The organism is Carnobacteriaceae bacterium zg-84 (assembly GCA_013874835.1).
Classification (GTDB): domain Bacteria; phylum Bacillota; class Bacilli; order Lactobacillales; family Aerococcaceae; genus WM01.
In genome coordinates, this window is record CP059430.1 from 1416631 (window position 1) to 1429540 (window position 12910).

Consider the following 12910-nt stretch of genomic DNA (forward strand, 5'->3'; position numbering starts at 1 on the left):
CCTTTCTTATTTTTGATAGTGTTCAGCTGCTTTTTTTAATTTGGAAATAATAATTTTCACTTCATCTAAATGCTGTGCATTCGCTCCGCTCGCCAATGGATGTCCTCCACCATCATGTTCTTGTGCAATACTGTTAATCGCAGGTCCTTTAGAGCGTAAGCGGCATCTGTATTTTCCGCTTGGCTGTTCTACAAAAATGCCCCAACAACACACATTTTCAATAGTACCCGGTAAAGATACTATCCCGGCTGTGTCTTCATCTGATAATCCATATTTGGTTAATAATTTTTGAGATAGGACAATATATGCGACGCCTTGTTTTGTATATTTTAAATGTTGTAATACATAGCCGGATAATTTTGCTGTTTGGATAGACTGCGTTATCATCGCATATTGAATATCTGTCGCTGAAAAATCATAATTTCTTAGAAAACTTGCTAATTGCATTGTTTTTCTAGATGTTGATTCATATAAAAATCGTCCTGTATCACCTACAATACCCGCGTATAAGTGCCGTGCAGTTTCAGATGTTATCATCAAACGTTCTTCATAAACCCATTGTGTAATAATTTCACTCGTACTACTTGCTTTTGTATCCACATAAGAGATGTCACCATAAGGCTCAATATCAGGGTGGTGATCAATTTTTACGAGAGTTTTCCCAAGCGTAAATCGTTTATCATCAATTCTAGGTGTATTAGCTGTATCTGTCACAATAATCAATGCGTTTTTGTAACATGAGTCGTCAATCTGATCCATTTGTCCCATAAAAGCTAAGCTATTTATATCTCGACCCACACAATAAACGTGTTTGTCTTTAAAATTTTCAGTAATAATACCTGCTAATCCTAATTGTGAACCAAGAGCATCTGGATCCGGATTTGTATGTCTATGAATAATAATCGTGTCATGTTCATGAATATATGTGGATAATTGTTTAAAAAACATGCCTATCTCCTTTATGTTTTACTAATGACTTGATAAGAAACAACCGCTTTTGCCACAAGTCTATTTTCATTATAGACACCGACATCTATTTTTGTAGAACGTCTATTAGCATCTAAAACATCACATAAAATATGTAATTTATTTTCATTTTGTATAAGTTTAAAATAATAAAGTTGGAGTTGTTCTAAAATAGCTCCTTGTTGATACATTTCATAAATCATTCTTTGGGAGCTTTCTGTAATAATTTCTGCTAAAACACCGTAAGAAATTGTTCCGACACTGTTTAACATTTGTGGTTCAACTTGAAAAATATATTCTTTTTGTTCAAATCCACTTTCATCAACACTATTTAAATTGGAAACAATTTGATCCTCAATGGTATTGCCTACTTGTGGTTGTCGTTGAGATAGTTGGATAGCTTTCATAACATCTCGCCGTGAAATAATACCAATAAATTGCATATTATCTTCAACAACAGGCAATACATCTAACCCGTCCCAAATCATAATATGGGACACACTCGCAATACTCATATATGTTTTAGCAACAACGGGCGATTTGGTCATTACTTTTTCAATGCTCATATAATCGGGTCTTCTCATAACATCTGCTGCAGCAACAATACCTACTAGTCGTCCTTGTGGTGTAATAACAGGAAAACGTGTATGGTTTGTTGTTTGTGTTAATTCACGATATTTTGCTACGGTATCATCTGTTGTTAAATAAACACTATTATGTAATTCTGTATAAATATTTTCAACAAGGACAATTTCTTTTTTAATAAGTTGATCCGACATAGCACGATTAATTATCGTTGCTACAGTAAAGGTATCGTACGATGTTGTAATAATTGGTAAACCTACTTGATTAGCTAGAGAAATAATATCTGGAGTCGTTTCAAAACCACCCGTGATTAAAACTGCTGCACCACTTTCTAATGCTAAGCGTTGCACACTCGTTCTATTTCCGACAATCATTAAAGAATCAGGTGTAATGTAACGAAGCATGGCATCTTCTTGCATGGCACCAATAATAAATTTATTTAATTGTTTTGTGATACCACTATGTCCGCCTAAAATTTGTCCTTCAACAATTTTTTCGACGGCTTCATACGTCAAACTTTCAAAATTACGTTTTGTTTTTCTTTCGACACGAATCGTTCCAACACGTTCAATCGTAGAAACTAACCCTAATTTTTCAGCCTCTTTTATCGCTCTATAAGCTGTTCCTTCGCTAATTTTCATATTTTTGGCAATGGAGCGTACAGATACTTTTTCCCCTACAGCCAAACTATCGATAAATTGAATAATAAGTTCATGTTTCGTCGGCATTTTCTTACCTCTTTCTACACCTACTATATTGAAAATGCACTCATCAAAGATGAATGCATCCTATTAATTGTTTACTTCAACTAAGACATCACGATCAACTAAACCGTCCAATGTAAATTCAAATTTTTCAATAATCATCTCGTTATTTTTTAATTTGTATAAATCAACAGCATTTAAACCATTGCCTGTTGTCGTAGAGATTTTTAATTCTTTTAAATCTTTTGAAACAGTAATTTTTAATTTGAAGTTCTTCTTTTCTGCTCCAATAACATCAAGTGAACGTTGTAATTGAAAGTTTCCTGCTTTTGTTTCTTCAAAACCATTATCACGTAATGTATATTTTTTACATTTATCACTAATAGAATATGTTTTGTTTAATCCAGATACGGTTACTGTTTGTTGAAATGCCATAACGATCTCCTTATATCTTTATTTTTTTACTGGTTGTATTTGTTCGCTTTTCATTGATGTGTTTTTAACACTCTCAACATGTTTTGCATCTAATAACGATGATACGATGAGTAGCAATGATAATAAAAAGACGCTAAAAATAAGTCTTAATGTATCTTGCGATATATTTGTTTTTTGTATTCGTTTTTTCATACGTCACCTACTACTATTGATATATCTAGTTTATCATATTTTACCTAAATTAGCACTTATTAGAATGACGCTTATAAATTAAAAAGTAATGTGGATAGGCATTTTTTTCATCAATAACCCCTTCTATGCGTTCGATCAATTCAAATTTTGTCATATCCAATTTAGGCATATAAGCATCACCGTCAAATGTTTCATCAATAATTGTTTGATAAATCATATCCACATTATCAGCAAACATACTAAATACTTTTGCACCACCTACAATATAAATATTTTGTTGCTGACTTAAATTCATAATATCTTGCACACAATGACAAACCTCTGCACCTTCTACTTGATAAGATTTATCGGTAGTTAAAATAATGGTATGTCTATAAGGTAATAATCGTTTTCCCATACCTTCAAATGTTTTTCGACCCATTACAATGGTTTGATGCAATGTTGTTTTTTTAAAAAATGCTAAATCATTAGGCAAATGCCACGGCAATGTTCCTTTATTTCCGATTAGTCCATTTTTATCTTGTGCAAATACAAATATAATCATATATATCTCCTTTTTTACTCGTCTACTCTATGTTACAGATTTCTTTATAAAAAATCTAGTAAAATATATTAAAATCTCTTTCTAATAATACAAAAAAAATGATGTTGGCGGGGGCCACCAACATCATTTTTCATAAGTGGTAAACGACTTTCACCACTGGAATATCTTATGTTTATATCACATCTAGCCTTCTAAAATACTAGCAATCTTTGTCATAATTAAATCAAGTGCAACTTGGTTAGAAACACCTTCTGGAATAATCACATCTGCTAGTCGTTTTGTTGGTTCGATAAATTGATGATGCATTGGTTTAACAACTTCTAAATACTGTTGAATAATAGAGTCTAATGAACGTCCTCTTTCTTCAATATCTCTCTTAATACGACGAATAATACGCAAATCATCATCTGTGTCTACATATATTTTAATATCCATTAAATGACGTAAACGCTCGTCTTCTAAAACAAATAGCCCTTCTAAAATAATGACGTCTTTCGGTGCTTGTAAAATCACTTCCGAACTTCTTGTATGGTTCACGTAATCGTATACTGGTTTTGAAATAGATTCAAAATTGATTAGTTTTTGTAAATCTTGAACTAATAAATCTCCGTCAAAAGCATTTGGATGATCGTAATTTGTTTTTAATCTTTCTTCAAATGTTAAGTGATCTTGATTTTTATAATAAGAATCTTGTTCTAATAATAAAATCGACAATCCGGGAAATGATTCTAAAATCTTACGGCTCACAGATGTTTTTCCACTACCAGATCCACCTGTTACACCAATGACAATAGGCTTTTTATTCATAAGTTATTCCTTTCTAAAAAACAGCTTTTGACAAATATGATTTGTCAAAAGCAATTTATTATTTATTATTCACATATTTTTCAACTAAAGCTTCGTGTTCTTGTAATGTTTTCGCAAAATACACAATACCTGTTTTTACATCCGCTACAAAATAAAAATACTCTGTTTTATCTGGATTTAGTGTTGCAGAAATCGCATCTTCACTTGGCGAGTTAAATGGTCCTGGTCCATATCCTTTATATTTATATAGGTTATATGGTGAATCTACTTCTAAATCTTTAAATGTAACCAATTCTTTATGCTCTCCTAAAGCATACAACACACTAATATCTGATTGTAATGGCATATCTTGTTGTAAACGATTATCAAAGACACTTACAATTTTTTTACGGTCATCTGTTTTAACACCCTCTTTTTCTGCTAGAGAGGCAATCGTTAAGACTTGATGCACATCTTTACTACTATCAATCATCGCTTGATAATAATGTTGCATCACACTATCCATTTTTTTGACCATTTTTTCAATCATTGATTTTGCTGTATCATCTTTAACATAATCATACGTTGCAGGGAATAAGTATCCTTCTAATTTATATTTTAAATCTGTCATTTTAGACATACTTGTCAATAATTTTGGATATTTTTGGACTAATTCATTTACAAAAGTATCGTCTTTAATGGCTTCTAAAAACTCATCTTTTGTAATAGGTGTAGATTTGCCAATCGTTTCAGCAATTTGTGAAATTTGATCTCCCTCACGTACAAGTACCGTTGCTAAAACAGCATGGTCAGATGTTCCTCCACTTTTCAATACACCGATAATATCGTCAAGCGTCATAGATGGAGATAAAGCATAATTTCCTGCTTTTAAAGTCCCCACATCTTTTGTTTTTAAATAAAAATTAAACACTGTTGCATTGCGAATAATTTTCATTTCTTCTAATGTTTTAGCTAAATCTTTCATAGAAGAACCAACAGATACATTTACTTCAATTTTTTCTTTATTATTTGTATCATACGGTTGTAAATTGTACTGAATAGCCCCGTATGCTGTAATAGCCCCTATCGTTAGCACACATAAAACAATCGTTACAATAATAAAGACAATTTTTCTCGAAATACGGTTTTCACGATCGTATCTTTGCTTTCTCGTTCGTGTTTGTCTTTCTAAATCACTTTTATTATAAGACATAGTAACTCCTTTTTTTCCTATTTTAGTGTTATTATACTGCATATTTCTTCAATGTTTCAACTAAAGTTTTTATTTCTTCTAAAGTATTCATTTCTGAAAAAGAAATACGTAAAGATTCACTTGCTCTTTTTTCATCTTGAAACATGCTCAATAAAATTCTACTTGGTTTTAAACTTCCTGCAGAGCAAGCTGAGCCTGCAGATACCATAATACCCGATAAATCAAGCTGAATCAACAATTTACTTGCAGGAATACCTTTAAACCACACATTCACAATGGTTGGGACTTTTCTTGTTTCTTCCATAGAACCGTTTACTTCATAATCAATCTCTGTTTTGGATAATTCACTTAATAACGTTTCTTGAAGTTGTACTATGTGCTTTTGTTTGTCTGTCAAATGCAGTTGTGATATAGCTTTAGCAAATCCAGCGATACTTGCGACATTTTCTGTACCAGACCGAACGCCCTGCTCTTGTCCACCACCATGTAGCAACGGTTGTACACGAACACCTTTTTTCACAAATACAAATCCAGTACCTCGTGGCCCATGTACTTTATGGGACGATACACTGAGCATATCTGCGCCTAATTTTTTAACATCTATGGGTAAAATACCATAAGCTTGAACAGCATCTGTATGCAATAAAATATCTTTATCTTTTAATAATTCAGCAATTTGTTCGATAGGCTGCACTGTCCCAACTTCATTATTTACGTACATGACACTAATAAAACTTGTATCTGGTCGAATCGCATTTTTGACATCTTGAATAGAAATAACGCCCGATTTATCGACTGGCAAATACGTCACATCAAATCCTTTTTTTTCTAATTCTTCCACTGTATTTAAAACCGACGGATGCTCAATTACGCTTGTAATAATATGTTTTTTTGTCACATCACGATACGCCAAACTATGCAAAGCAAAATTATTTGATTCTGTTCCACCACTTGTAAAAATGAGTTCATCAGATGTTGCACCAATGGACATCGCCAAACTCGTTCTAGATTCATCTAATTTTTTTTTTGCTTGTCTACCCACTTGATATGTACTAGACGGATTTCCATAAACATTCATCATGGTATCTGTCATAGCACTAATAACGTCTGGTAGTGGTATTGTTGTTGCTGCATTGTCTAAATAAATCATATTTTTCACCTATTTCCATGACACATCAAGTGTTAATAACTGTTCTAAATTTTCGAGATTTTGTTTATCATGTTCAAAGACATCAGAAAATTCCATATTAGGCGACAACAATTTTTTTGCTTGTTGTACATATTTCTTGCCTTTTTTAAAATCTTTTTGTATATACAATACATACATTGCATGAAGCAATGGTTTTTGTGCCAAATACTTCATCAATGTTTTGTCTTTATATAAATTTGTTGCTTTTTCTATATCACCTGTTATGATATATGTTTCTAGTAAGATAGCATTGGACATCGCTCTTAAAATATCATTTTCTGTAAATGAACCGTAGTATTCCAAAGCTGTTTTTACTTCATCAAATTCTTTTTTATAAAACGCTTGAGTATAATACTGAATATAGGCTGCTTCTACTAAAATTCCTTTTTCTAATTCGGGTAATACCAATTCAAAATTTGTTAATTTTTCACTGTTTAATTCTGCTTCATATAGTCGATTATTTTCATAGAATAAATCAAAACGTTCAGGGTGTTTTTTTAACTCCTGAATACGAGCACCGTCTGTAATACCCATTGGAAAACTATTCATAAGAAATAAAAAGACATGCATCATTGCAAAAGGAACATATAACAAACTTTGACGAACGTAGGCTAAGCCAAAAAAGAGAATACAAAAACAAATATGTGTGATTAGTCCTCCACGAAGCATCCATAAAGAGTGGCTCTGTCTATCTTTTGCGATACCTGCATATTGTGCAGCACCACTAAAAATGGATGGTTTTTTTATGAAATGCCATTCTCCACCTTTTTTAAACCACTGAAATGAACCTATTCCTATGACTAGAGTACGATAACCTGTTACTTTCCCAAAAAAAGCATGTCCTAATTCATGTATGATATAAAACACATTTAAACTTATAAGATACACACAAAAATATAAGATAACTAAAGGTAATTCTTTCAAAGAGGCAGCAATAAAACCTGTTAAAAAAGCTGTTAAAAAAAATAAAATTGTTAGAACAATCATAAATCCTATTTTATACTTCTTATTCATACCAATCGTCCTTTTCTGTAAATAACATTTTTAACACATCTGTTGTCAATCGTCTTGATTGGCCTTTAGCTGGAAAAATATGCATCATCATCATTGGATTAAAGTTTGCTTCAATAATGCCATAACTAGAGTTAGAAGAAGCCGGTACTTTTATATCCGGAATAATTAAATCGACACCACACACTCTTGCAAACATCGCTTTTGTAATATTCTGTGCAATATCTTTATAACTACTATCCACCTCATCTGTCATATCAATAGAATCTCCACCCGTACTAATATTTGAATTTGCTCTTAAATACGCTATTTCACCTTGTTTTAAAACAGTATTCACAGTAAACCCTTGTTCTTTTAATTGAAGTTGCTCAATATCTGATAATTCAATTTGTTTCAGAGGTGTTGTTTTTCCATCACCTCGTAAAATAGATTGATTTTTCATATCGACTAACTCTTTAATCGAATGTAGCCCATCTCCAATTACATTAGCTGGTACACGTAATAAAACAGCTTTCGTTTTACCATCAATAACAAAGAAACGATATTCTGTACCCGCTATAAAGTCTTCAATCATGATTTCTTTATCTTCTTTCAAAGCAATCGTGACAGCTTGTTTAAAATCTTCTTTATCATGCGTCCCATTTTGGAAAATAGTGATACCTAAGCCATAGTTTGTTGATTTAGGTTTAATAACAATCGGTTTTCCAGACACAAGTGGAAATTGTTCCATTGCTTCATCAACCGTTTGACATTGAATGCTGTGCGGAACTTTAAAACCTGCTTTTTCAAGAACTTTTTTTGTCACAACTTTGTTTTCCATAATCAATGGTGAAATATAACTATCCTTACTTGTCATATTCCCATTTTTAACATATTCATCATGATTTTTGTATGTTAGTTTTAAAAATTGATCATGTTCATCTAACAACTCAACATGTATACCTTGTTGAATTGCATCTGCCATAAAGGCTTGTGTGGATAGTTCCATATTTGAAAAAGCACTCAATCCAAATGGTTTTTCAACTGCCTCTTTTTTGTACTGTTTTGCCAATGACAAACCTACTTCGAGCATATCTCCTTTTTCTTCATACAACATCCATAATTTTCCTCCGACTGTTTCCTCTGGATATAGAAGTTGATGCTGTTTTTCACGAATAATATCAATATCTTTTTGAGAAAACTGACAGTACTGTGCCATATCTAAAAATTGTTCAAATAACCATTGTCCTTCTTCGATATAAAGTGGTAAATCAAGTGGATGTGATAATGCTGTTTTTTCACTTTTTTCTTTACCTAGCATTATATTTTCATCGCTTTCTTCTAACCACAACATTAACATAATAAATAGATGAATAAAACGTGCATCTTTTTCCAAAATACCGTAAGGTGCAAAAGGATTTAAATCAAACAAGCGATATTCGACATATTGAATGCCTTTTTCTAAAAATTCAACAACAGACGATGCTCCTCTAAAGCGAACGCTTGAGTAAAATTCTTTTTCGGCAATTAGTTTTTTCGTATCTACAAGTTGTCTAAGCGACGTCACATAGTCTGTCAAACTATCAAAAGATACTTTAATATCGTCACTATTCACGTAGCCATATCGGCTTGCTCGAATACTTTTTACGGGTTTGTTTAAATGCTCATGATGGTCGTAATATTTTTCATCTACTAAAGAGGACGCTCCCAATAGATAAACCAATACCCATTGATAACGCATAAACCGTCGAGCAACTGTCATATAAACATTATTTTGAATATCTGAAAGGGTTTCGGTATCTTGTTTAAGTTGTTCTAAAAAGGCTGTTGAAAACCCCATATTAAAATGTATACCTGATACCATTTGTTTATATTTACCATATTTTTTAGATAGATACTCACGATAGGCAGTATCCGTTTCATTTAATTGTGCTTCTAAAATATCTGTTTCATGTGGCAGCAACATCGGCATACTTAAAGGCCAAATATACTCATCCTCTGGTAATTGTCGTAATGTCACTTCATGAATGGCACTTAAATATCTCAATGCATCTGTTTCTGATTGGGTTGTTGCTGTAATCAATTCAAGTTGTGATTCTGCAAAATCCGTTTGAATATATGGATGATATGCTCTATCTCCAAAGTTTTTAGGATGCAATGTTTTGGCAATATGTCCTGAACTTGTTACACGTTGCCCTTCTTTTTCAATACCAAATGTTGCTTGTTTAAAAAGACCTTGTAATTGTTTTTGTAAAATTCTCTGTTTCATTTTCTGACTCCTGTATCATTGTTTTTAACAACGCTAATTCAAGTAATAGGTGTTTATCCGTTGTGTTTGTTTTTAATGCATAATCCGTTTCTGATAATATTTGATAATAAACAATCATATCCTTTAAATGATAAGCACTCGACTGTTTCATCGCTAGTTGAACACGATATGGATGCTGTTTTAATTGTTTAATAATATCTTGTTGTTGATAGCCTTTTTTTTCTAAAATGGTGACTTGCATCAACAATCGAAACTGCCCTAATAATAAAGCAAGTAACTTAATCGGTTCTTCTTTTTGTAAAATCAGTTCTCGATAAATCAATAATGCCTGTTCCACATTTTTTTTCAAAACAGCCTCAACAAGTGTAAAGACATTATTTTCCAAATGTTTAGGCACTAGGGATAATACACTATCTTTTGTGATTTTCTTTGTATCCATTGTTGCTAAAAATAGTTTATCCACTTCATTCATTGCTAAAGATAATTGATAACCGACTCTCTCTAACAACAACGCCAAAACCTGTTTATCAATAGCATATCCTTCTGCTAAAATAACATCTTGTATAAAATGTGACGTTTCTTTTTCAGACAGTGGATTAACATCAATGTATTCTGCAACTTTTTTTAATTGTTTTACGACTTTCTTACGATTATCAACTGTATCAAAAGGAGCCAAAACAACTAAAATTGTATCTTGATTTGGTTCTTCTAAATAAGTTAAAAAAGTTTCTAACGCTCCGTCTGTAACAGATTTTGTTTTTTCTTGTAATAAAAAGGTAGGTTGCTCTAATAGAATAACTTTCTTTTCTCCAAAAAAAGGCATGCTCAATGCATCTTCCACAACATATTCTAAACTTGTATCTTGTGCATTATAAATAGAAATATTTAGCTCTCTTTCCTCTTGCGTTAACACATCATTTAAAAATGTTTGTTTGACTAAATTCATCAAATATGTTTCTGTACCTTGAACAAAGTATACCGGTTCTAATTGTCCTTTACGAATCTTTGATAATACTTTTTGCACTTTCTCACCTACTCTTCCATATTGTTGATATTGTATCATAAATTCAGCTATTCTTATATACGAATTGCTCTATAATCAATAGCACAAATTAAAAACCTCGCAAAGAGATACTCTCTTTGCGAGGTTTTTAATTTCTATATTCAATGAATAACCGTTTTGATTAACCTAATAATTGTTCTAATTCTTCTAAACGTTGTTCAAAAACAGCAAGTGCTTCTTCAATATATGTTGATTGTGTCATATCAACGCCTGCGTGTTTCATAACATCAATTGGATACGCACTTTCTCCTGCTTTTAAGAAGTAGAAGTATTGATCAATGTATTCTTGATTACCTGTTAAAATACGTGCCGCTAAAGCTGATGCAGCAGAAAATCCTGTTGCGTATTGGAATACATAATAATTGTAATAAAAATGTGGGATTCTTGCCCATTCTAATGCAATTTTGTCATCTTGTTCAACGACTGCATAATATTTAGCATTTAGTTCAGCATAAGATTGGGTTAAAAATTCATGTGTTAAAGGTACACCTGCTGCATCTTGTTCGTGCATGAAATGCTCAAACTCAGCAAATTGAGTTTGACGGAAAACAGTTCCTTTCACACCGTCTAAATAATGATTGATTACATATTGACGTACACGTGGGTCTGTTTCTGTTTTTAACAAATATTCTGTCAATAAGTTTTCATTTGTCGTTGATGCAATCTCTGCTAAGAAAATTGGATATTTTCCGTATGTATGATTTTGTGCTTGGTGTGTAAAATAACTATGCATGCTATGACCTAACTCATGGACTAATGTATAAAGTTGGTCGATAGAATCACGCCAGTTCATTAAAATATATGGTGCTGTGTCATATGAACCTGAAGAATAAGCACCTGTACGTTTGCCCTCATTTTCAATCCAGTCAATCCATCTTTCATCAAAAGCACGTTCTAATACAGAAAGATATTCTTCGCCTAATGGTGCTAATGCTTTTAATGTTGTTTCTTTCGCTTGTTCAATTGTATATTTTACGTCAACATCTTCTACTAGTGGTGTATACACATCATACATATTTAATGTTTCTAAACCTAATACTTTTTTACGTAAATTTAAATATCTTTGGAAAATCGGTAATTTATCATTAACGACTTTCACTAATGTGTCATACACTTCCTCAGGAACAAAATTACTTGATAATGCTTCTTGACGTGCTGATTTATAGCCACGAATACGTGCATTATAATTATGTCCTTTAACCGTTGTGCTTAATGTTGAAGCCAATGTATTTTTTACACTACCAAATGTTGTGAACATCATATTATACGCTTCTTGACGTAAAGCACGATTATTTGATTCTAATAATTGTGCATATAATCCATTTGTTAAGCGTTGTTTTGTGCCGTCTTCTGTTGTTACTTCCCCATGTTTCAAATCGGCATTCATCAGTTGTGCTGCAATATCTCCTGCTGCTTCCATCACTTCTGAAGAACCTGCAAGTAACGCTTCTTCTTTTTCAGATAATGTATACGCACGTTTACTTGTTAAACGTTCAAAGAAATGACGATACGTTGCCAATGTACTATTTGAACCAAAGTAGCTTTCTAATGTTTCTTCTGGTATTTCTAGAAGTTCTGGTGTAAAAGGTGCTGTTACTTCAGCAAATTTTACATATACACCGTATGTTTTAGCAAACATTGCTTGATACTTACCATTAGCTGTATCTTGGTCTGCTTTTAAATGTGCATAAATATATGCTACTTCAATACGACGCTCAAATTTTTCAACCGTCTGTAAAGCATTCAATAATGACTCTGCGCTGCTGCCTAATGTACCTTTTAATGCTTTAATTGCATCTAAGTCCTGTTCTAGTGCAGCAACTTCTTTTTCTTGTTCTTCATCTGATTTAAAAATAAGGGTTAAATCCCACGTTAACGCTTCTTCTATTTCATGTCTTTTTACTTGTTCTGCCATGATATCACTCCAATCTAAATATAAAAAATTATATCATACTTATGCTACCGTATCAAAAG

The 12910-nt window shown here is 32.3% G+C and carries 12 protein-coding genes; all 12 read right to left on the reverse strand.

Annotation, left to right across the window (positions count from 1 at the left end; all coding sequences use genetic code 11):
• Positions 1-6: 6 nt before the first annotated feature.
• The 12 genes from H1220_06630 to pepF all read right to left on the reverse strand — a co-directional run bounded on the left by H1220_06630 (position 7) and on the right by pepF (position 12851).
• Positions 7-948, reverse strand: coding sequence for a bifunctional oligoribonuclease/PAP phosphatase NrnA (locus H1220_06630; GenBank protein ID QMI85390.1), 942 nt, complete (start codon positions 946-948; stop codon positions 7-9).
• Between the two features lie 11 nt (positions 949-959).
• Positions 960-2279, reverse strand: a complete 1320-nt coding sequence (locus H1220_06635; GenBank protein ID QMI85391.1) for a CBS domain-containing protein — start codon at positions 2277-2279, stop codon at positions 960-962.
• A gap of 63 nt (positions 2280-2342) precedes the next feature.
• The gene (locus tag H1220_06640; GenBank protein ID QMI85392.1) at positions 2343-2690 is read right to left on the reverse strand and encodes a cysteine desulfurase; all 348 of its coding nucleotides are present in this window, start codon (positions 2688-2690) and stop codon (positions 2343-2345) included.
• Between the two features lie 18 nt (positions 2691-2708).
• Entirely contained in the window at positions 2709-2882 is a 174-nt protein-coding gene (locus H1220_06645; GenBank protein ID QMI85393.1) for a hypothetical protein, read from the reverse strand.
• A 49-nt stretch (positions 2883-2931) separates the two neighbouring features.
• Positions 2932-3426, reverse strand: a complete 495-nt coding sequence (locus H1220_06650; GenBank protein ID QMI85394.1) for a dihydrofolate reductase — start codon at positions 3424-3426, stop codon at positions 2932-2934.
• A 183-nt stretch (positions 3427-3609) separates the two neighbouring features.
• Positions 3610-4233, reverse strand: a complete 624-nt coding sequence (udk, locus tag H1220_06655) for a uridine kinase (protein QMI85395.1) — start codon at positions 4231-4233, stop codon at positions 3610-3612.
• 58 nt (positions 4234-4291) lie between these two features.
• Positions 4292-5425, reverse strand: a complete 1134-nt coding sequence (gene mltG / locus H1220_06660) for an endolytic transglycosylase MltG (GenBank protein QMI85396.1) — start codon at positions 5423-5425, stop codon at positions 4292-4294.
• Between the two features lie 31 nt (positions 5426-5456).
• Positions 5457-6584, reverse strand: coding sequence for a cysteine desulfurase (locus H1220_06665; GenBank protein ID QMI85397.1), 1128 nt, complete (start codon positions 6582-6584; stop codon positions 5457-5459).
• Positions 6585-7628, reverse strand: coding sequence for a hypothetical protein (locus tag H1220_06670; GenBank protein ID QMI85398.1), 1044 nt, complete (start codon positions 7626-7628; stop codon positions 6585-6587). It lies immediately after the preceding gene.
• Positions 7621-9873, reverse strand: coding sequence for a bifunctional glutamate--cysteine ligase GshA/glutathione synthetase GshB (gshAB, locus tag H1220_06675; protein ID QMI85399.1), 2253 nt, complete (start codon positions 9871-9873; stop codon positions 7621-7623). Before gshAB ends, H1220_06670 begins: the two co-directional genes overlap by 8 nt.
• Complete coding sequence (gene holA, locus H1220_06680; GenBank protein QMI85400.1) at positions 9830-10936, reverse strand: DNA polymerase III subunit delta; 1107 nt, start codon at positions 10934-10936, stop codon at positions 9830-9832. Before holA ends, gshAB begins: the two co-directional genes overlap by 44 nt.
• Before the next feature lie 121 nt (positions 10937-11057).
• The gene (gene pepF / locus H1220_06685) at positions 11058-12851 is read right to left on the reverse strand and encodes an oligoendopeptidase F (protein ID QMI85401.1); all 1794 of its coding nucleotides are present in this window, start codon (positions 12849-12851) and stop codon (positions 11058-11060) included.
• Between the last annotated feature and the right edge of the window lie 59 nt (positions 12852-12910).

Coding starts and splice junctions, on each gene's coding strand:
- H1220_06630 (QMI85390.1), bottom strand. CDS start 948: ATGTTTTTTAAACAATTATCCACATATATTCATGAACATGACACGATT.
- H1220_06635 (QMI85391.1), bottom strand. CDS start 2,279: ATGCCGACGAAACATGAACTTATTATTCAATTTATCGATAGTTTGGCT.
- H1220_06640 (QMI85392.1), bottom strand. CDS start 2,690: ATGGCATTTCAACAAACAGTAACCGTATCTGGATTAAACAAAACATAT.
- H1220_06645 (QMI85393.1), bottom strand. CDS start 2,882: ATGAAAAAACGAATACAAAAAACAAATATATCGCAAGATACATTAAGA.
- H1220_06650 (QMI85394.1), bottom strand. CDS start 3,426: ATGATTATATTTGTATTTGCACAAGATAAAAATGGACTAATCGGAAAT.
- udk (QMI85395.1), bottom strand. CDS start 4,233: ATGAATAAAAAGCCTATTGTCATTGGTGTAACAGGTGGATCTGGTAGT.
- mltG (QMI85396.1), bottom strand. CDS start 5,425: ATGTCTTATAATAAAAGTGATTTAGAAAGACAAACACGAACGAGAAAG.
- H1220_06670 (QMI85398.1), bottom strand. CDS start 7,628: ATGAATAAGAAGTATAAAATAGGATTTATGATTGTTCTAACAATTTTA.
- gshAB (QMI85399.1), bottom strand. CDS start 9,873: ATGAAACAGAGAATTTTACAAAAACAATTACAAGGTCTTTTTAAACAA.
- holA (QMI85400.1), bottom strand. CDS start 10,936: ATGATACAATATCAACAATATGGAAGAGTAGGTGAGAAAGTGCAAAAA.
- pepF (QMI85401.1), bottom strand. CDS start 12,851: ATGGCAGAACAAGTAAAAAGACATGAAATAGAAGAAGCGTTAACGTGG.